The organism is Methylobacterium sp. E-041, from assembly GCF_022829665.1.
Classification (GTDB): domain Bacteria; phylum Pseudomonadota; class Alphaproteobacteria; order Rhizobiales; family Beijerinckiaceae; genus Methylobacterium.
Genome location: NZ_JAKSYQ010000076.1, coordinates 62,395 through 81,395 on the forward strand (window position 1 = coordinate 62,395; position 19,001 = coordinate 81,395).

Genomic DNA, 19,001 nt, shown 5'->3' on the forward strand with positions numbered 1-19,001 from the left:
TGTTTCGCGCTTCGGTTTTCTTGCGGTCGAGAAGGTGGGCAGGGTGGTTGCGGGCGTCGACAGGCACGAGCTCCGGCAGATCGTCGCCGGCCTCAGCGAAGGGGTGATCCTGGTCGAGCCCGACCAGACCATCGCCTACGCCAACGCGGCAGCGCTTGCCATGCACGGCGCCGAATCCCTCGGCGAGCTCGGCGAGACGGTGGAGATCTACCGCGAGCGCTTCGCCCTGCGCTACCGCAACAACCACACCCCGAACCAGTATCCGATGGAGCGGGTCGTTTCCGGAGAGCGCTTCCACGACGTCATCGTCGACGTGAAGCGCACCGACCGGCCCGGTGTCGACTTCGTCCATTCCCTGCGCAGCCTCGTGGCGACCGACCACGCGGGCACGCCGAGCTGCCTCGCGCTGATCCTCAAGGACGTTTCCGAGCAGTTCGAGGCCGAGGACCGCTTCGAGACCACCTTCAACGCCAACCCGGCCCCGGCGGTGATCTGCCGCCTGTCCGACCTGCGTCACGTCAAGGTCAACACCGGCTTCCTCGAGATGACCGGCTACACCCGCGATGCCGTGATCGGTCGCAGCGTCTACGAGGTCGACGTGCTGGCCAACGCCCGCAACCGCGACCTGGCGGTCAACCGGCTCAACGCCGGCGCCACGATCCCGCAGATGGAGGCGTGCCTCGACCTGCCGGACGGCGGCACACGGTTCGTGATCGTCGCCGGCCAGCCGATGGAGCTGGGCGACGAGCCGTGCATGCTGTTCACCTTCGCCGACCTCGAGCTGCGCAAGAAGGCCGAGACGGCGCTGCGCCAGAGCGAGGAGCGCTTCGCCAAGGCGTTCCGGCTGACGCCGGTGCCGACCCTGCTCGCGCGCGCCGACGGCTTCGGGATCACCGGCGTGAACGACGCCTTCGCGCGCGTCTTCGGCTACGCCGCCGACGCCGTCCTGGGACGCTCGCCCGCCGAGTTCGGCCTGTGGGTCCACGATGCGGCGCGGTCCAAGTTCGAGACCGCCCTGTTGCGCACCGGCTTCGTGCTCGGTCTGGAGGTCTGCCTGCGCCACGAGGACGGGACGAACCTCGATTGCCTCGCCTCGGCCGAGCGCGTCGAGATCGGGGACGCCGTCTTCGCCCTGCTCGTCCTGCAGGACATAACCGACCGCAAGCGCAGCGAGCGGGACATGTTCGAGGCGGTCGAGGCGGTGATGGCCGACACCTCCTGGTTCAGCCGCGGCCTGATCGAGAAGCTCGCCAACCTCCGGCGACCGGGGACCGGCCACAAGGACGGCATCGCCCCGAACATCACCGTCCGGGAACGCCAGATCCTCGACCTGATCTGCCAGGGCCAGGGCGACGAGGCGATCGCCAAGCGCCTCAACCTCTCCAAGAACACGGTGCGCAACCATTCCGCGTCGCTCTACCGGAAGCTCAACGTCCACAAGCGCACGGAGGCCATCGTCTGGGGGCGGGACAACGGGTTCCCGCTGTCGCCGACCGAGAAATAAAGACTACCCGACTGGTACGTCTGCATCATTGTCCCGCCGGATCGGCGGACCATCTCAGGCAACGAACTTCGTCTCGGTCGCTGCGGAGACACCGATGAGCGCACAAAAGTCATCCGAGGCTTCGGAAAAGATAAAGGGCTCGGTCAAGGAAGCCATCGGCAAGTTGATCGGCGACGAAAAGGCCGAGACCGAAGGCAAGGCTCAGCAGAAATTACCGAGTGATGCGGTGAAACCGAACGTCGGGCCCAAGACGTAGCATCGACGACACTGCGCACCTCCTGCAACGTTTTTAACTCAGGATACAAACATCATGGTTGATACGGATCGGGTCACGGGTGCCGCCAAGGAATTCGGCGGCAAGGTGCAGGGCGCCGTCGGCGACCTCACCGGCTCGAAGCGGGACTCGGTCGAGGGCCGCGCCCGCGAGGCGCAGGGCTTCGCCGAGAACCTCTACGGCCAGGCCAAGGACACCGTGCGCGACGCCGCCGAGCACGTCGCCGACGCCGCCCGCGACATCGGCGGCCGGGTGCGCGATGCGGTCGGAAGCCTCGTCGGCTCCGACGACGTCGAGGACCGCGCGCGCCGGGCGCAGGGCGCCTCCGAGGACGGCTACGAGCGCGGCGAGCGCTACGTCCGCAGCGCCGGCGGCAACGCCTACGACCGGGCCGAGGACGCCTACGAGACCGGCGCCCGGTCCCTGCGCCAGGGCGGGCGCGAGGCCGCCGGCCGGATCGCCGAGCACCCGATGGCCGCGCTGCTCGTGGCCGGCCTCCTCGGCTACGGCCTCGGCCTGCTGATCCACGGCCGCGATTGATCGGCCCGGCCGCGCGTGCTCGCGCGGCCGCTCATCCCGCCTCCACCCACCGACCCCTCGAACGACCGAGCTTCTCGGACGACCGACGACCCGGAGTACCCGTACGTGTCCACTTCCCCCCTCCTCGCGACCCCTCCCGCCGCGGCCTCGGCCGACGTCCGAACCGTCCTGCTGAACCAGGTGTCGTGGGGCGCGATCTTCGCCGGCGCCGCGACGGCGCTGGTGACCCAGGTCATCCTCAACATGCTCGGCGTCGGCGTCGGCCTGTCCAGCGTCGGCGGCCCGGCGGTCGACAACCCGACCGCCTCGACCCTGTCGCTCGGCGCCGGCCTCTGGTTCGTCGGCTCCGGCATCGTCGCCTCGCTCGCCGGCGGGCTCATCGCCGGGCGCCTCTCGGGCAAGCCCGTCACGGGGGCTGCCGGCCTGCACGGCCTCGTCGCCTGGGCGGTGACGACCCTCGTCGTGCTGTACCTGCTCACCTCGGCCGCAGGCGGCCTCATCGGCGGCGCCTTCTCGGGCGTGACCAGCACGCTCGGTGGCGCCGGCTCGCTCGTCGGCGGCACCGTGAAGACCGCGGCGCAGGCGGCGGCCCCGTCGCTGGCGCAGATCTCGAACCCGCTCGACGGGATCGAGAAGTCGGTGCGCCAGCAGGCGGCCGGCCAGGACCCGCAGGCCCTGCGCGATGCCGCCGCCTCGGCGGTCCGTGCCCTGCTGTCCGGCGACCCGGCCCAGAAGGCCCAGGCCGAGAACCGCGCCGCCGACGCGCTGGCCAAGGCCCAGGGCATCCCGGTCGACCAGGCCAAGACGCAGATTCAGAACTACGAGAAGCAGTACGACGCCGCGCTCGCCGACGCCAAGCAGAAGGCGTCCGCCGCAGCCGAGGCCACCCGCAGTGCGGCCACGCAGGGCGCGTTCTACGGCGCCCTCGCGCTGATCCTCGGCGCGCTCGCGGGCTTCCTCGGCGGCCGCCTCGGTGCCCCGAAGCCGCCGACCCTGGTCGCCGGCTACGACGCCCGCCGCGCCTGAGCCGAGTCCCGGCTGAACTCGAGCTCGGCTCAGCCCGACGCTCGGCGAACGACCGGCCGGTCCATGCGACCGGCCGGCCCCCCCGAACCCGTCCCTTCCCGCGCAAGGAGCCATCCCATGAGCAGCACCACCGACAAGCTGAAGGGCCTCGCCAACGAGGCCGCCGGCAACATCAAGCAGGCCGCCGGCAAGGTCACCGGCAACGACGGCCTGATGGTCGAAGGCAAGGCCCAGGAGCTCAAGGGCGAGGCCCAGCGCACCGTCGGCGAGGCCAAGGACGGCGTGTCGTCGCTGGTCGACAAGGTCGGCGGCAAGCGCTGATCCGGCACGGCGGCGGGCGACCCGACCGGGGCCCGACCGCCGCCCGATACTTCGAAAGCCAGGAGAGATCCATGAACGGCGACCAGTTCCGCGGCGCATCGCGCCACCTCAAGGGCCGTGCCCAGAGCGCGCTCGGCGGCCTCACCGGCGACCCGGGCCGCCAGGTCCGCGGCGCCGTGAACCAGGCGGCCGGCGGCGCGCAATACGCCTACGGCCGCGCCCGCGACCGGGCCGAGGACCTCCTCGATGACGGGCGCGCCCTCGCCCACGCGGTCGAGGACCGGGCCGGCCGCTGGATCGACGAGGGCCGCGATCTCACCCGCCACGCCCGCAAGCGCGGATCGTCCTACGGCCAGCAGGCAGCGCGCTACGCCGACGACAACCGCGTCTCCGCCCTGGTCGGCCTCGCCGCCGTCGCCTTCGCGGTCGGCTGGCTGTCCCGTTCCAGGTCCTGAACCCATCCCATCGGAGACGCATTCCATGATCCGCAAGCTGCTCACCGCCTTTCTGCTCCCGAAGGTCATCGCCTACGTCAGCCGCCGCCTCGCCGGCCGCTCCGCCGCCCCGCCGAACCGCCGCGGCTACTGAAGCATCCCCCTTCCCCCGCCCATCAGGAGACGATCCACGATGAAGCTGACCCTCGCCCGCGCCGCCACCGTCGCCGCCACCCTGGTCGGTCTGCCGGCCCAGGCCGCCCCGGCATCCAGCGCCCCCGTCGAGGCGCTGGTGCGCGGTGACCTGCCGACCGGCTACGTGCAGTATCGCCGCTTCGGTCATCGTCACGGCTGGCGCGGCGGGCGGGGGTACGGCTATGGACGCGGCTACGGCCATCGTCGCGGGCCCGGCGTCGGCGCGGCGGTGGGCGCGGGCGTCGCAGGCCTGGCGGCCGGGGCGATCATCGGCGGCGCCATCGCGAACGCGCAGGCGCAGGCCGCGCCGGTGGTGGTGCAGGGCGGCCCGGATCCCGAGGCGGTCGCCGCCTGCGCGCGCCGCTTCCGCTCCTACGATGCCGCCAGCGGGACCTACCTCGGCAACGACGGCGACCGTCACCCCTGCCCGTGATCGCAGACCCCGCCGGGCTCGCCAACGCTGCGGGTCCGGTCCCCCGATCCTGAGCGCGCGGGACGCCGCGCGGATCGGCGGGCGGCGCTCGCTCCCGCTCCCTTCGAGCACCGGTCCGGTGCCGGACCTTCCACCTTCCAACCCAAAAGGACGACCGATGAGCAAGGGCTATCCCTCGATGACCGCGCTGCTGGGCCTTCTGGCCGTGGCCGGCTACCAGAACCGCGACAAGCTCGCCGAGCTCCTAAAGGGGCATGATGCGACGCCGGGGCACGCGACGATTCCGCCGGTGTCGAGCCGCTCCACGACCTCGTCCGGCAGCGGCGGCCTCTCGAGCCTGGGCGGGCTCCTCGGTGGCGTCGGCTCGGCCGGCGTCGGCGGCCTGATCGCCAGCGGCCTGAGCGAGCTCGTCGACCACTTCACCAAGGGCGGCCACGGCGAGACGGCGAATTCCTGGATCAACCAGGGCGCCAACCGCGACATCCACGAGGCCGATCTCGAGCGCGCCATCGGCCCGGAGACCCTCGACCACCTGACCCAGCAGACCGGCCTGAGCCGCTCCGCGCTCCTGTCGCGCCTCTCGCGCGAGCTGCCCTCGGCCATCGACCGCTACGCCGCCGACGGTCGCAAGCTCGCCTGACGCCGAACGACGATGCGGCCGGCGCGCGAAGACGCCGGCCGTCAGGGCGCGCCGCGTCGTCTCGTGGATCGTCGCGCATGCGGCCCGGGATCGGGGCCGTCCGATGTACGGCGGGAAGGGTGCGTCGACTGCGTCAACGGCTCGGTGGCCGCGAAGCGTAGCCTTTCGTGACGTCTCGGCCTGCGCGGCGCAGCGCCGGCTGCGAGGCGCCAACGCGATGGCGCGCGGACCGGATCGACAAGCCCGGCCGCCTCGCTCCGCATCTTAGGCCAGGACCAGGATCGTCCCGAGCACCAGTAGCACCAGGAGGCCGGCGAGCAGGACGACGCGTCCGACCGGCTCGGTCTCGTCGGCCTCGGGCTCCGCCGCCTCGGCCGCCGGCGCGGCGGCCGCGACCGGCTCGCCCTCGCCGGTCGGTGCGATCACGCGGGGCACGCCGGGCTCCGGGCTCGCGAGGGTCAGGCGCGGCGCGGCGTCGGTCTCGGCGCGCGGGCCGAACGCATCCGGCTCCACGCTCACCCCCGCCGCCTCCAATTCCAGCATCACCAGGACGAGGGCGTCGACGTCGAAGGTCTCGACCGGCAGAGCCGCCTGAAGCTCGCTCGCGGTCAGCTCCCCGCGCTCGCGCCCCAGGGCGATCAGACGGTCGAGCGTCGCGCGGTCGATCGTGCCTGCCATCCGTTTCCTCCCGCCGTTTCCCCTGCGATAAGTGGCACCGGGCAAGCGGGTTTCACGGACCTTCGCGGGCGCGCGCGGGCGCGCGCGGGCTCGATGCGGCGCGTGCGCGGATCCTGGCGCCGGGGCCGATCGTCAGTACAGCGCCCTGGCCAAGCCGATGAGGCTGTCCTCGCGATCGATCGCCTCGTCGGCATCCGGGCGCGTCAGCTCGGTCCGGAACTGCCCCGGCGGGAGGCCGAAGGCCGCCGCGAAGGCGCGGCTGCAATGGCTTTCGGTGGCGAAGCCGTGGGCGTAGGCGAGGCTTCCGAGACGGCGCGTCTCGCCGGGGCGCAGGAGGGCGCGGCGCAGCTCGTCCAGGCGTCGCTGCTGGATGAACCGCCTCACCCCGCCATCCACGCCGAAGACCCGGTACAGGACGGAGCGCGAGATCCCGATCCCGTCCGCGACGGCATGCGCGTCGAGGTTCGGGTCCGGCAGGCGCGTCGCGATGAAGGCCTCGGCACGCCGGCGCCGCAGCGCGTCCCCCGCCTCGGCCGGAAGCGCCTCGGCCGAGGCCGGCAGGCCCCTGAGGCCTAGGCTCAGCAGGTTGATCGCCGCCGCTGCGACGTGGGCCGACGGATCCGGCCGCAGCGATGCGGATCGCCGCGTGAGCGAGGCCAGGAAATCCGTGAGCAGGCCGCAAGCCGCGGCCGGCAGGACGGTGCCGTGGATCCCGGCCGGATCGGAGATCGCCTCCGCGACGTGGGCGCGTGCCATTTGAATCGAGAGCAGGTCCGCGCGCGTCGTCATGCGGGAGACGTGGGGGCGGCTCGTGTCGAGCACGACGACCTCGCCGGGCTGAAGCCGCCGCTCGGCACCGGGCGGACCGGACACGAAATCCCCGGATCTGAGGAGATGGAGCGTGATGTGATCGAAGCCGTGGCGGCCGACGCACGCCCAGGTGCGGTTCGACAAGACGCCTTCCACGCGCCGTTCATGCAGCACCAGGCGCGGGAGGCGGATGACGTTGAGGCGCGCGCTGAAGCCGGCGCCGATCCGCGACAGGTCGGCGACACCGCCGTAGAGGCGGTGATAAGCTTCGAAATTCTCGACGTCCAACTGCAGACCCCAACGCGCCCGAGGCATGCCGTCAGACGCCAAGCAACGGCACGGCTTCGGGCATTGTTCCGCTTGATATCGGCAACCTTAGATAAGCCTGACTTCACCTTTGCGTGATCTCTGATCGTGGCTTCCTCGCCGGCAGCCACGTGCGGCCTGCGCAATCCGCGTCGGCGAGCCGGCTGATGCCCGGCATCCCGCTTCCCATCCGTCGCGCAGGCAGGCTGTCGTCGGCAGCCTCCGTGCCGGCGAACGGGTGAGCCTGGTCGCTCTCTGGCATTTACCGCGGGCTCCACGCGGTCGCGGTCATGCCGACGCGGAGCGACATCGTCGGGACGGCGATCCCCCCGTCGTCCCGTTCGATCGCGCTTTCCGGCACAGGGCGTGGAACGCTTTCCTCGACGTCGCCGTATCTGGTCCGCGTCCCGCCCCTACCCAGGCGAGGACCGTTTTTGCGTTCGGAGACTTCGATTTCGAGGCGATCCGTCTCGGAGGGCCGATGGCGCCGGCCAGGCGCGCCGAACGACGTGCTCGCCTCGCTCCACGGGAGTCGGACTTGAAAACCCTGGTTGCGCTGGTCCTCTCCATGGCGGTGTTCCTGGCACACGGTGCCGTGGCGCAGACGACGGAGGACGATCCGGGTTCGACGAGCTCTGAGGAGGCGAGGCCGGGTCCGCCGCCGCCGCTTCCCGACCTGTCCGATCCGAACTCCCGCACCGGAGAAAGTCTGGGAGAGCCCGATGCGCGATCGGGCATTCCCAAGACGCTGCGTGGGTCGGCCAGCAAGTCCGGCGGACCGGCGAACGACCTGAACCCGAGCGGCACGCCGCAGGAGGCGCCCCCGCCGAAGGGCGACCTCGCGAACGTGCTAACGGGCAAGGAACTGTTTCACGGCAACTATTGCGGTGCGGGCCAGCGCGGCGCCGACCTGCCGCCGACCGACGCCCTCGACGCCGCCTGCCAGCGCCACGACGCCTGCTACGATGCGGCCGGGCACCGCTCGTGCGCGTGCGACCAGGCACTTAGGCGCGAGGCGACGGCGGTATCGGAACGACCGGACGTCCCGCTCGAGGTTCGCCGGCGGTCGCTGAGCGTCGCCGAGGCCGCCGATGCGATGAATTGCCGGGCGCCCTGAGCCGGGCCCGGCACGCGGTCGCCCTCGTCGGCCGGGACCCTGGGACGGCACAGGTCGGATCGGTTCGGCATCGCCATCCGCCCTGTCGGGGCCGGTCGAGACGCCGCAAATGAGCGCCCGATCCGTCGCGGTCGAGGGCGACGGGGACGGTGCGCGGCTCCGGAACATTCGCCTCGTGGACGTTCGCGGCCTGGAGAGCGACCGGCCGAGCGGAACGGTCGTCGACGCCGTGCCGTCCTTCGCGTGGGCAGCGCGGAATCCTCAGTGTTTCAGCAGCTGCGAAGCCCGTGTGCGCTTCATCGCCGAGCGGATGGAGCCGAGGAAGGGCCCTTTCGCGGCAGAGTCCCTTCGGTCCCAGGACGACGCGCCTCGACCGCTCCTGCCGGCGCCCTGGTTCGTCGCTGGATCGACGTGGGTCATCAAGGTCCCGCAGACGCGAACCGAAAGGCTATCGAACCGCTTGAAGGCGGCCGCGATGGTCTCCCGAGGCGTCGTGCCCCACCGGGCGAGATGAACCACGAGATCGGCCAGCCTTGCGAGCGGCAGAAAGTCGAGCGACTGCAGAACCGGCGGAGCTTCGAGGATGATGATCTCGAACGAGGACCTCACCCGTTCGATGAAGGCTGCGAGACGCATGCAGGTGAGATGGTCGGAAGCGATCCAGCGTGGCGCTGCCAAACGGACGACCGGATCGTCGGCGAAATCCCTCAGGAAGGCATCAGGGTCGCTCACCGCCGCATCGAGCGGCAGGGATAGGGTGCCTGTTTCCTCGGTCGACCGCGACGCGACATCGACGATGAGAGCTCTCCCGCCGTTCCTGGCCGCCTCGGTCGCCAGGGCGCGGCCGACGTCCGACTTGCCTTCCTTGGCAACCGACGATGTGATGAGGAGGACGCGGCCGAAGGCGGCGGCGGTCTGCACGTCGATCGAGGCCGCCAGGAACCGGATCGCCTCCTCGAAAAGGCGCTTGTCGCTCGGCTTCGGGCGCTTCGGCTGGTCGGGGATCATGCCGAGGCACGGCGTCTGCGTCTCGGCCGACAGCTCGGCCTCCGAGCGGAGGCCGTCGTGCCGGTTCTCCAGCAGGTAGGCGCCGCCGATCCCGATCGCCGTCGCGCCCAGCATCGCCACGGCGAAGATCACGACTGGGTTCGGTCCCGAGGGAAGCGGGATCGCCTCGGCCCGCATCACGACCTGCGCGCTGGTGGACGCCAGGCCCGCTGCGGCGATGGCCTGGGCATAGCTTTCGGTGAGCACCTTCAGCCTGTCACGCAACGAGGTCGCGTCGAGTTGAAGGCTCTTCAGCTGGGTCTCGCGCTTCTTGGAGTCGATCGCGGTGTCCTTGGTCTGCCTGATGTGAGCCGCGAGCGCTGCCTCCGCGTCGGCGGCGGATCTCAAGCGGCCGTCCAATTCCTTGATCGCTCCCTCGATCTCCGCGTGGAGGCGCGTCTCCGTGTCGTCGAGCGCGGATCGCGCGCGCGAGAGGCCGGGATGCTTCGGTCCGTTGAGGGCGAGTTCCGCCAGGTCCCTCCGCTGCTTCTCGCGGTTCTCCAGAAGTTCCCGGATCACCGGAGCACCGGCGAGGTCTTCCGCGGACGGAACGCCTCCGGCGACGAAGACCTCTTTGGCGTGTGCGACCCTCGCCTCCTCGGCCAGGCGCAAAGCGGTCGCCGCATCGAGACGGGCGGACAGGTTCTGCAGTTGCTGCTGTGGCATTCCACCGTCGGTCGACAGCTCGAGAAATCCCGACTGGCGCCGATACGCGTTCACGGCCGACTCGGCGATGTCGAGCGACGCGCGGGTCTGACGGATCTGCGAGGCGACCCAGTCGCTTGTCCGCTGGGCAGCCCTGACGCCGGTCTCCATGTTGTTGCTGATGTATTCGTCCAGGAACGCATTGACGATCTTCGCTGATCGCTCCGGATCGGCCGAAGCATACGAAACGCCGATGATGTAGGATCGAATGTCGTTGGTGACGGAGAGCCCCTGAAGAAGTGCGTGCGCGATCAGGTCTTCGCGAAACGTCTGGTCCGAGGACGGCGTCTGCCAAGGGCGAATGGTGCGGAGATTGTCGGGCAGCCAGCTTTCGAAACGAAGGATGAACGGGGTCGCGGGCGCAAACTCCGGGTCTGCCGCCAAGTTGAGGCGGGCGACGACCCGGCGGGCGACGGCCCTGGAGCGGAGCAGGCGCGCTTCGCTCTCCACGAGGGCCGACGCTTCGACCGCCGTTCCGGTCGATTGCGCCGATGATCCCGTCCGCGTCTGCTCGTCGCGGCTGAAGGTCAGCTGGATCAAGGCGTCTGCGGTATAGGTCTTCTTGATGAGGATCAGCCCGGCGATGCCCATCACGAACCCGGCCACCAGCGCCACCCCGATGAGCCGGCGGCGACGCAAGATCATCTTGATCGCCGACTGCGCGACGCCGTCGTAGTGATCACGGACGCTCGTCTCCCTGAGGTGGGGATCGAACCGCGGCAACTGGTTCATGTCGTCCTCGTCGTTGAAGGCTGTCGGATCGTCTTCGAGGCGTAGAGCATCCGCTCGGCCGCCCGGTGGTCTGGCATCGGTGGCGCCTTCCGGGGCGCCGCTCGCGGTCGGGCCGGGTACGCGGTCGGACGATGCCCGCGGCGCCGATCGGTTATCGAAGCAGAGCGCCCGGGTACTTGTCGGTCGGATCCGCGGAGGTCCATGTGGTCGGGCGTTGCGCTGCGCGGTCGGAGGCCGTGGCATTGGCGGTGACGCCGTTGCTCGCGCCGCCTTGCGCCAGGGCATCCGACGCTGCGCCGTCCCGGCGGATCTCGACGATCTCGCCCGGCGCAAGGACCGTGGTCAGCGTCACGCGCACGGTCTCCGCCTTCCCGTTCTGGCGCCGGGTGACGAAGGCGCTGCGGTTCAATTCCTGCGACGTGGCGATGCCGAGGGTGCCGCCCTGCTGGATGCGCGCTTCGCGGACCTCCCGCGCCGTGGGGAGGCTCGTCTCGACCTCGGCCAGGCGAGAGCGCAGCTCCTGCAACTCGACGATGACGCGCCGCTTGTAGGTGTTCCGCGTGTCGAGCACGCGCACGGCGAGATCGCCGATGCCCAGCTCGAGACGGGCCAGCTCCGAGGAGAGGCGCGCGATGTTTCCCTTGTTGCGCGCTTCCTCGCGCTTGAGCTCGATCCCGGTGTAGCGCCGCGCGAGACCGTCGCTCATGAGCTTGTTGTAGTCGGCAAGATGGTCCTGGATCAGGTTCAATTGCACCTGCTCGGAAGCCGACTGGGCCTTGTTTCCCACGATTTCCGCTTCGAGCCGGGGCTTCTGCTCCTCGAGCAGCGAGACCTCGGCCTTCAGAGCCTTCTGCTGGGTCTCCAGCATCTCGCGTTCCGCCTTCAGGAGGGCGCGCGTCCCATCGTCCTCGGTCAGCTCGGCGGGAAGCGCGAAGCTCGGCGCGTCGTTGAGCTGCGCCGACAGGCGAGCGCGGCGGACCAGGAGCGTACGGCGGGTCAGCTCGAGCGCTCGCACGCGCTCCTCGGCCAGGAGAAACTCCGTGCGCAGCCCGATCTGCGCCTGCTCGGGCAGCGCATATCCCCCTGCCAGGGCGATGGCACTCTGGACGGTGGCACCGTAGCGGAACGGATAGCTTCCCGGGGATTTGACGTCGCCCATCACGTAGATCGGCCGCATCTCGGAAATCCGGGCGCTCACGACCGGCTGATGGAAGTAGCCGTCGGCGAGCCTTTCCGTCACACGCTTCTGAAGCTCGGGCAGCGTCAGATCCGCGACCGCGACGTCGCCGACGATGGGAAGCAGAATGCTGCCATCGCCGCCGACCACGTAGTCCCCGGCCAGCTCCGGCTGACCGAACACGGACAGGGTGATCTTGTCGCCGGACGAGATCCGATAGACCGCGTCCTGCGCGTGGGCGGAACATCCCACCGCGATCACCGCCAGGACGGCGAGCACCACCGAGCCGAGGCGGCCGACCCATCGAGAGAGCTCATGCATGGCGACCGACCTGTCTTCCCGTCGAGACCCGAATGGATCATCTCGAAATCGCGTCTGCGTTCATCCGGCGCGACCGCGAAAGCCTACGGTGCCTCGGCTTCGCTCGACGCTATTCTTCGGGACAGCGGCGCAGCTCTTTGGGCACTAATACCGATGCGTGCTACGAGATCGCATCGTCGAGCGGCTTCTGCGTCGTCATAAGACTTGCGACGCGCCGTCTCCGCAGCCGTGCCGACCACCGTGATCGGATGCCGCGCGTTTCAGGGCGTGAAACCGTGACGCGAGCGCCGCCCGATAGACGGAGATCAGGGCCTTCGTCGTGATCGGCTCGGCCCAGCGCTGCTCATAGACCGCGCGCCCGGCACGTCCCATGCGCCGCGCCTCGGCCGGATCGCCGGAGATCCGCCTCAGGGCACGGGCGAGATCCCCTGGGTCGTCGGGTTCCACGAGAAGGCCGGTGACGCCGTCCTCGACGAGTTCGGCGAGCGAGCCGATGCGCGATGCGATCACCGGGGTGCCGGCGGCGAACGCCTCGATGATCACCATCGGGAGGCCCTCGTACCAGAGCGAGGGCACGACCAGGGCTCGGGCACGCGCGATCGCCGCCTGCGTCTCGGCCGGTGCGAGAGCACCGTGCGGGACGAGCCAGGGGCCGGCAGCGACCTCCGATCGCATCGGACCGTCACCGGCGACATCGACCGGCAACCCTGCCTGCGCGGCGGCCTGGGCCAGCACGGACAGGCCCTTCTCGGGGCTGAGGCGACCGGCATACAGGAGGCGTTGCCGCGGGCCGTCGAAGACGGGGCCCGGATCCGCGAGACCGTTGGGCTTCACGAAGATCCGCTCGGCGGGAACGCCGGCGCGAGCGAAGCGATCGCGGGCGAAGCCGGTCAGGGCAATGAACGCGTCGACGTCGTGCTTCCAGGTGCCCACCCGGCGGTGATGGGCGATCATGCGGGCGACCGCGAGGGATCCGATCCGCGAGCCGCGGTAGCAGCCATGGACGGCCGCGGCGTACGGCGTGCCCGCGATACAATCCTCGCAGGGCCGTCCGTCGCGCAGGAGGAGCGCGCCGGCGCAGACGATCCTGTAATTGTGCAGGGTCTGCACGGTGGCGGGGCCGACCGCGCGAACCGCCGCATGAACCGCCGGGGAAACCAGCGGGAACGTATTGTGGACGTGCACGACGTCGGGGCGGAAGTCGCGAACCGCTTCCAGGACACGGGCGATCCCGCGCGGCGCGTGCGCGGCCTCGATGGCGACGCGCAAGCGGGCGACGGGGCTGTCGATGATGTCGTTGCTGACGAGAACGGTCTCGACCCGGCAGCCGGCCCGCGCGAGCGCCACCGCTTCGCCCTCGACGACGGCGTCCTCGCCACCGCGGATCTGGTAGCGGTTGTGAGAGATGAGAACGCGAAGGCTAGTCATCGCCACCGAGCCGACTTGATTGAGGGAAGAATTTCCGGGTTTTTTCGGACAAAAAATTTCATCGCAAGCGTATAAGACTATGTAATACCATATAACTTGATCGAAAAAATATCAGATATCTCTGATGCAATGATGATCCGGTTCAGGCCGGAGCACCAACCATAGCTGAGCGCCGCATAAGCACACGCCCGTCAGCGGGAGTAGTGCGAAAGGGTGGCGTTCCACGCTCGGCATCCTGCCGATGAACGGTTTGGCGCCGCGTCCGGCAAGCGCAAGCTCAAGGCCGCCACGCTCCGATCGAGCAGCCAGGGTTTCCGAGCCGATGCGTCCGAAGCATCGGTCGGGAGACGTGATCGGCAATCGAGAGCAGGACGCGACATCATCGTACGGGGATGGAGACAATGAAGAAACGCGTGCTCATCACCGGAGGGGCCGGTTTTATCGGGTCGCATCTCTGCGCCCGGCTACTCAGGGAGAACAACGACGTCTTGTGCGTCGACAACTTCTACACCGGATCGCGAAGCAACGTCGCCGAGCTCGCCCACCAATCGGCTTTCGAGCTTCTGCGGCACGATGTGTCTTTTCCTCTCTATGTCGAGGTCGACGAGATCTATAATCTCGCCTGCCCCGCCTCCCCGATCCACTACCAGCGCGATCCCGTGCAGACGACGAAGACGAGCGTCATGGGAGCGATCAACATACTGGGCCTGGCGAAGCGCCTGCGCATTCCCGTCCTCCAGGCATCGACGAGCGAGGTCTACGGCGATCCCGACGTCCATCCGCAGCCGGAAGCGTATCGCGGCCGGGTCAGCATCACCGGACCGCGGGCCTGCTATGACGAGGGCAAGCGCTGCGCCGAAACCCTGTTCTTCGACTATCAGCGGCAGCATCGGCTTCCGATCCGGGTCGCGCGGATCTTCAACACCTACGGCCCCCACATGCATCCGCAGGACGGCCGGGTCGTCTCCAACTTCATCATCCAGGCGCTGACCGGCGAGCCGATCACCCTGTACGGCGACGGATCGCAGACCCGTTCCTTCTGCTACGTCGACGATCTCGTCGAAGGACTCGTGCGTCTGATGGCGATGGATCAGGACCTCGAGGCCCCGGTCAATCTCGGCAACCCGGTCGAGATCACCATCGCCGAGCTCGCGCACCGCATCATCGACCTGTGCGGCTCCGGTTCGGCCATCGTGTACCGACCCTTGCCGCAGGACGATCCGACCCAGCGCTGCCCCGACATCGGTCGCGCGCGGAACCTGCTGCACTGGACGCCGAAGGTCGCTCTGGATGACGGATTGAAGCGCACCATCGCCTATTTCGAAGCGCTGCTGGCAGGTCCGGGCGGCACGGTCAGCCCGCTTCTGAGGGCCGCCTCATGAGCGCTCCGTCAAGGCCTCCGTGCGTCGAGATCCTCGGCGTTCCGGTGAGCGCCATCACCCTCCAGGATGCGGTCATGACGATCGATGCCTGGATCCGGTCGCGCCGGCGCCACTACGTCTGCGTCACCGGGGTCCACGGCATCATGGAATGCCGGCGCGACGCCGCCCTGCGCGAGATCCATGCGAGCGCCGGCATGGTCACACCGGACGGGATGCCCCTGGTCTGGATGGCCCACAGGCTCGGCCGCCCCCGCGTGCGGCGCGTCTATGGTCCCGACCTGATGCGGGAGATCTCGCGCATCTCGCCGGCCCTCGGATACCGTCACTACTACTTCGGCGGCGGCCCCGGTCTCGCGGACAAGCTCTCGGAGACCTTGCGCGCCGCCCATCCGGGCTTGGTCGTCGCCGGCACGTTCAGCCCGCCCTTCGGCGCCGTCACCGCCGAGGAGGACGAGGCGATCGTGCGCGCCATCAACGCGAGCAGGCCCGACATCGTGTGGGTCGGCCTCAGCACGCCCAAGCAGGAGCGCTGGATGAGCGCCCACCGGGATCGGATCGAGGCGCCGGTGCTGATCGGCGTCGGCGCCGCCTTCGATTTCCTGGCCGGCACCAAGCGCCAAGCGCCGCGCTGGATGCAGCGGAACGGACTCGAATGGGCGTTTCGCCTGGGAACCGAGCCCAGGCGGCTATGGCGTCGCTATGCCTCGATGATCCCGCGCTTCGTCGCCCTGGCCACGGCCCAGCTGATCCGCCGGGACAGGACGGTCGGTCGGGCCGAGAACACCGTCTGATCCCATCCGGCCGCGGGCAGGTCGGACCCGCGATGGGAGCGTGGGCCCGACCCGCCGCATCGGCCCGGTCCGGGACCCGATGCGTTCGGCGGACCCGCCCCCGCCTTACCGTTCGAGGGCGGCGGCTCGAACCGGATTGGGCCTCCCCCTTCCGGGTCGCGGGAATGACACCGATGCTCCGCCGATCCGCGCGGGCCGCGGTGGCATCCTGAGCCGGATCTCCGATCGATCGAACTCGAGCAGGTCTCGCGCAAATGACCTATGCAACCGGACGGGCGCGTGCGTCGCGATGGCCGACCCCGTACTTCGGCGACGCGTATCTTCGGTTCGGGTGCTTTGCGCTGCTCGGCTATGCGGTCTTGGGAAAGGGATTCGCCTATCTCGGCGTGCCGCCCCTTTTCGTGGGCGAAATCCTGCTGCTTCTCGGTTTCGTCGCCTGGACCCGAACACGGTGCGTGCTCGCGACCTTCGTGCCGGTGCAGAACCAAATCCTTGCCGGGTTGATGGTCCTGATCGTGATTCGTGCCGCGCCCGACATCGGCATCTACGGCCTCGACACGATCCGCGACAGCATGCTCGTCTTCTACGGGCTGTTCGCGTTCTTCGTCACCGCGCTCCTGCTGGAGCAGCCGCACCGCATCGACGTCCTCGTGGCCCGATACGCGTCCTTCGCGTGGCTGTATGGGCTGATCGGCGGACCGCTCTTCCTCCTGGCCAAGTACACCAACGACGCTGTGCCGAAGTGGCCATGGTCGGGAACGCCGATGTTCGAGATCAGGCCCGGCGAAGCATCGGTGCACGTCGCAGGCGCTACGATCTTCGTGCTTCTCGGCTTGCGCAAGGTCAGCCTGCCATGGGTCCTGGCGTTGCTGTTCGGGCTGGCCCTGCTGACGCCGAGCCGAGGCGGAATGCTGGCCTGTCTCGTCCCGAGCCTGCTCGCCGCCGTCGTCGGCCGGCAGATGCGGAAGATCGTGCGCATCATGCTCCTGTGCCTGGTCTTTTTCGGGCTGATGGCCGTCCTCGGGATCAAGCAGATCGGGCCGCCCAATCCCGACGGCTCGCATCGCGAAATCGGGCTCGAGCAGATCGTCGACAATGTCAACAGCATCCTCGGCGAGAGCAAGTCCGCCAATCTCGACGACACCAAGACGTGGCGGTTGCATTGGTGGCAGAGGATCAAGGATTATACGCTGCACGGGCCTTATTTCTGGACGGGCAAGGGTCTCGGGATCAATCTTTCGGTCGTCGATGGGATCAGCAACGCCCGCTCCGACAATCCCCTGCGGAGCCCGCACAACGTCAACATGACGTTCCTGGCGCGGACCGGCGTGCCGGGGGTCTCGCTCTGGATCCTGCTGCTCGCGACCTGGTTCGGTCGATTGCTGTGGGACGTCGTCCAGGCTCGGCGACGCGGGGATATCGACCAGTCGAACGTGCTGCTCTGGATCGTCGCCTACGGTCTCGCGTTCGTGATCGACGCCTCCTTCGACGTCGCTCTCGAGGGCCCGATGCTCGGGATCTGGTTCTGGTGCCTGTTCGGCTTCGGCATCGCGGCATCGATGATCTACCGGATGCCGTACAAGCGGCCGGCTCCCGGGTCCGCCGGAAGATCGTTCGCTTTCGACGCCCTCTCGGGCGCCGCGAAATAGCAACGGGCGACGGGACGTGCCCGTCGGCAAAAGGCCGTGCCCGGTTTGGCAAGGCACGACGGGAATCCCACTTCCGAGAGCGAATGCGATGCGCGATCAGCGGGCGGCCCTCATCGTCCTTGCCTTCCTGTCCTCGATCCCGGCGCCGGCCGCCGCAGGCGCTGCGGGCCCCCCCCACAAACCGTCCGGGGGAGCGGCGGAGACGGCCGGGCTGCTCGGACCGGCCGGCCCGAAGGACATCGCCTGCAAGGGAATCCGCGTCCAACCCGGCGCCAGGCTGCAGGAGATGGCGGAAGCGGCAGGCCCGGGTGCTGCCTTCTGCCTTCAGCCCGGTCTCTACCCGGCCCAACATGTCAGCCCGCTCCCGTCGCAATCCTTCACCGGGCTGAAGGGTGCCGTCCTCGATGGTCGGAACGGCGTCCGCCGCGCCTTCGACGGGACCGCCCGCGACGTCGTCATCCGAAACCTCGTGATCCGCAACTATACGGCCGGCAACCAGGATGCGGCCGTCTATGCCGCCCACGGACGCGGCTGGCGCGTCCTCGACAACGAGATCTGCTGCAATGCCGGGATCGGCGTCTCCATGGGCGTCGGCACCGTGGTCTCGGGCAACAGCATCCACCACAATGCCCAGTCGGGCTACGGCACCGCCATGCCCGGTGCGCCGATCGTCGAAAACAACGAGATCGTGTTCAACAATCACCAGAAGAAGTTCGATCCGGCCTTCGAGGCCGGTGGCGGCAAGATCACCTTGAGCGACGGCGCCGTCGTCCGGCACAACTGGGTCCACGACAACCAGGGGCCCGGCATCTGGAGCGATATCGACAACACGAACTATACGGCCGAGTGGAACCTGGTCGAGAACAATTGCTGCGGCGGCATCTTTCACGAAATTTCCTGGACCGCAGCGATCCGGCACAACGTCGTCCGCAACAATTCCGGCGACACGTGTCCTGGCTGGCTCTGGTGCGCCGGCATCATCGTCGCCGCCTCCGGCGCGACCGAGGGCGCCGTGATCGACATCGCCTTCAACACGATCGTGTCCGACGGCGCGACGAAGGGCAACGGCATCGCCCTGATCCAGCAATCCCGGCAGGCGGGAAAATTCGGGACCTATCTGCTGCGCAACATCTCCATTCACGACAATACGATCGACGTGTCGGCGGGAGGCAGCAGCGGCGCCGTTCAGGACACGGGCGATCTCAGGATCTTTTCCGATCGAAGCATCCGCATGGACCGGAACATCTACATCGTCGGCCCCAACCGCAGCCCTTTCTCCTGGGCGAACGAGACCGGTGGGCGGGACCTGATGACGGCACACGGCCAGGAGCTGTCGGGCACGTTTCGCTGAACCGCGGATCGGCCGGACACAGGGCCGACGCGCACGCGGGCTTGCGCTAGATCCGGCGCGGCAGCGCGACCGGCCGCGGAGCGATCGAAATGGATCGACCCATGGCGACCATGGCGGACGGACGCATGGTTGCTGCGGTC

The 19,001-nt window shown here is 69.1% G+C and carries 18 protein-coding genes; 13 read left to right on the forward strand and 5 right to left on the reverse strand.

Annotated features, from left to right (window positions below):
* Nucleotides 1–43: 43 nt before the first annotated feature.
* From MKK70_RS07215 to MKK70_RS07250, 8 genes are all read left to right on the forward strand, one after another.
* The gene (locus tag MKK70_RS07215; protein WP_243946585.1) at nt 44–1,504 is read left to right on the forward strand and encodes a helix-turn-helix transcriptional regulator; all 1,461 of its coding nucleotides are present in this window, start codon (nt 44–46) and stop codon (nt 1,502–1,504) included.
* Between the two features lie 94 nt (nt 1,505–1,598).
* Nucleotides 1,599–1,760: a CsbD family protein gene (locus tag MKK70_RS07220; RefSeq protein ID WP_147843255.1), complete on the forward strand. Its 162-nt coding sequence runs from the start codon at nt 1,599–1,601 to the stop codon at nt 1,758–1,760.
* A gap of 54 nt (nt 1,761–1,814) precedes the next feature.
* A complete protein-coding gene (locus MKK70_RS07225) occupies nt 1,815–2,318 on the forward strand; it encodes a CsbD family protein (protein ID WP_243946587.1) in 504 nt (167 codons plus the stop codon).
* A gap of 105 nt (nt 2,319–2,423) precedes the next feature.
* Nucleotides 2,424–3,344, forward strand: coding sequence for a PhnA-like protein (locus MKK70_RS07230; protein ID WP_243946589.1), 921 nt, complete (start codon nt 2,424–2,426; stop codon nt 3,342–3,344).
* 117 nt (nt 3,345–3,461) lie between these two features.
* A complete protein-coding gene (locus MKK70_RS07235) occupies nt 3,462–3,665 on the forward strand; it encodes a CsbD family protein (RefSeq protein WP_147859832.1) in 204 nt (67 codons plus the stop codon).
* Between the two features lie 71 nt (nt 3,666–3,736).
* A complete protein-coding gene (locus MKK70_RS07240) occupies nt 3,737–4,120 on the forward strand; it encodes a CsbD family protein (RefSeq protein WP_243946591.1) in 384 nt (127 codons plus the stop codon).
* A gap of 172 nt (nt 4,121–4,292) precedes the next feature.
* The gene (locus tag MKK70_RS07245) at nt 4,293–4,727 is read left to right on the forward strand and encodes a BA14K family protein (RefSeq protein WP_243946593.1); all 435 of its coding nucleotides are present in this window, start codon (nt 4,293–4,295) and stop codon (nt 4,725–4,727) included.
* 157 nt (nt 4,728–4,884) lie between these two features.
* On the forward strand, nt 4,885–5,367 hold the full coding sequence (locus MKK70_RS07250) for a YidB family protein (protein WP_243936430.1): 483 nt from the start codon (nt 4,885–4,887) through the stop codon (nt 5,365–5,367).
* Nucleotides 5,368–5,631: 264 nt separating this feature from the next.
* On the opposite strand, the gene MKK70_RS07255 is transcribed toward MKK70_RS07250, so the two are convergent.
* Nucleotides 5,632–6,045 carry an RNA polymerase sigma factor region1.1 domain-containing protein gene (locus MKK70_RS07255; protein ID WP_243946595.1) on the reverse strand — a complete coding sequence of 138 codons (414 nt, stop codon included), beginning with the start codon at nt 6,043–6,045 and terminating at the stop codon, nt 5,632–5,634.
* A 132-nt stretch (nt 6,046–6,177) separates the two neighbouring features.
* Nucleotides 6,178–7,143 (reverse strand): helix-turn-helix domain-containing protein, encoded by a 966-nt coding sequence (locus MKK70_RS07260; protein WP_243946597.1) that lies wholly within the window; start codon nt 7,141–7,143, stop codon nt 6,178–6,180.
* Between the two features lie 499 nt (nt 7,144–7,642).
* On the opposite strand from MKK70_RS07260, the gene MKK70_RS07265 reads away from it, so the two are divergent.
* Complete coding sequence (locus tag MKK70_RS07265; RefSeq protein WP_409568252.1) at nt 7,643–8,278, forward strand: phospholipase A2 family protein; 636 nt, start codon at nt 7,643–7,645, stop codon at nt 8,276–8,278.
* A gap of 261 nt (nt 8,279–8,539) precedes the next feature.
* On the opposite strand, the gene MKK70_RS07270 is transcribed toward MKK70_RS07265, so the two are convergent.
* From MKK70_RS07270 to MKK70_RS07280, 3 genes are all read right to left on the reverse strand, one after another.
* The gene (locus tag MKK70_RS07270; RefSeq protein WP_243946599.1) at nt 8,540–10,762 is read right to left on the reverse strand and encodes a GumC family protein; all 2,223 of its coding nucleotides are present in this window, start codon (nt 10,760–10,762) and stop codon (nt 8,540–8,542) included.
* Between the two features lie 151 nt (nt 10,763–10,913).
* Entirely contained in the window at nt 10,914–12,218 is a 1,305-nt protein-coding gene (locus MKK70_RS07275; RefSeq protein WP_243946601.1) for a polysaccharide biosynthesis/export family protein, read from the reverse strand.
* A gap of 237 nt (nt 12,219–12,455) precedes the next feature.
* Nucleotides 12,456–13,688 carry a glycosyltransferase family 4 protein gene (locus MKK70_RS07280; protein ID WP_147859803.1) on the reverse strand — a complete coding sequence of 411 codons (1,233 nt, stop codon included), beginning with the start codon at nt 13,686–13,688 and terminating at the stop codon, nt 12,456–12,458.
* A 401-nt stretch (nt 13,689–14,089) separates the two neighbouring features.
* On the opposite strand from MKK70_RS07280, the gene MKK70_RS07285 reads away from it, so the two are divergent.
* The 4 genes from MKK70_RS07285 to MKK70_RS07300 all read left to right on the forward strand — a co-directional run bounded on the left by MKK70_RS07285 (nt 14,090) and on the right by MKK70_RS07300 (nt 18,861).
* On the forward strand, nt 14,090–15,070 hold the full coding sequence (locus MKK70_RS07285; protein ID WP_243946605.1) for a UDP-glucuronic acid decarboxylase family protein: 981 nt from the start codon (nt 14,090–14,092) through the stop codon (nt 15,068–15,070).
* A 74-nt stretch (nt 15,071–15,144) separates the two neighbouring features.
* Complete coding sequence (locus MKK70_RS07290) at nt 15,145–15,861, forward strand: WecB/TagA/CpsF family glycosyltransferase (protein ID WP_243946606.1); 717 nt, start codon at nt 15,145–15,147, stop codon at nt 15,859–15,861.
* A 455-nt stretch (nt 15,862–16,316) separates the two neighbouring features.
* The gene (locus MKK70_RS07295) at nt 16,317–17,510 is read left to right on the forward strand and encodes an O-antigen ligase family protein (protein WP_243946607.1); all 1,194 of its coding nucleotides are present in this window, start codon (nt 16,317–16,319) and stop codon (nt 17,508–17,510) included.
* 88 nt (nt 17,511–17,598) lie between these two features.
* The gene (locus tag MKK70_RS07300; RefSeq protein ID WP_243946608.1) at nt 17,599–18,861 is read left to right on the forward strand and encodes a right-handed parallel beta-helix repeat-containing protein; all 1,263 of its coding nucleotides are present in this window, start codon (nt 17,599–17,601) and stop codon (nt 18,859–18,861) included.
* Nucleotides 18,862–19,001: the final 140 nt, after the last annotated feature.

Excerpts from the sequence above, each read along its gene's own strand:
- MKK70_RS07220 (WP_147843255.1), top strand. The coding sequence starts at position 1,599 with ATGAGCGCACAAAAGTCATCCGAGGCTTCGGAAAAGATAAAGGGCTCG.
- MKK70_RS07225 (WP_243946587.1), top strand. The coding sequence starts at position 1,815 with ATGGTTGATACGGATCGGGTCACGGGTGCCGCCAAGGAATTCGGCGGC.
- MKK70_RS07235 (WP_147859832.1), top strand. The coding sequence starts at position 3,462 with ATGAGCAGCACCACCGACAAGCTGAAGGGCCTCGCCAACGAGGCCGCC.
- MKK70_RS07240 (WP_243946591.1), top strand. The coding sequence starts at position 3,737 with ATGAACGGCGACCAGTTCCGCGGCGCATCGCGCCACCTCAAGGGCCGT.
- MKK70_RS07245 (WP_243946593.1), top strand. The coding sequence starts at position 4,293 with ATGAAGCTGACCCTCGCCCGCGCCGCCACCGTCGCCGCCACCCTGGTC.
- MKK70_RS07250 (WP_243936430.1), top strand. The coding sequence starts at position 4,885 with ATGAGCAAGGGCTATCCCTCGATGACCGCGCTGCTGGGCCTTCTGGCC.
- MKK70_RS07255 (WP_243946595.1), bottom strand. The coding sequence starts at position 6,045 with ATGGCAGGCACGATCGACCGCGCGACGCTCGACCGTCTGATCGCCCTG.
- MKK70_RS07265 (WP_409568252.1), top strand. The coding sequence starts at position 7,643 with ATGGCGCCGGCCAGGCGCGCCGAACGACGTGCTCGCCTCGCTCCACGG.
- MKK70_RS07270 (WP_243946599.1), bottom strand. The coding sequence starts at position 10,762 with ATGAACCAGTTGCCGCGGTTCGATCCCCACCTCAGGGAGACGAGCGTC.
- MKK70_RS07280 (WP_147859803.1), bottom strand. The coding sequence starts at position 13,688 with ATGACTAGCCTTCGCGTTCTCATCTCTCACAACCGCTACCAGATCCGC.
- MKK70_RS07285 (WP_243946605.1), top strand. The coding sequence starts at position 14,090 with ATGAAGAAACGCGTGCTCATCACCGGAGGGGCCGGTTTTATCGGGTCG.
- MKK70_RS07290 (WP_243946606.1), top strand. The coding sequence starts at position 15,145 with ATGACGATCGATGCCTGGATCCGGTCGCGCCGGCGCCACTACGTCTGC.
- MKK70_RS07300 (WP_243946608.1), top strand. The coding sequence starts at position 17,599 with ATGCGCGATCAGCGGGCGGCCCTCATCGTCCTTGCCTTCCTGTCCTCG.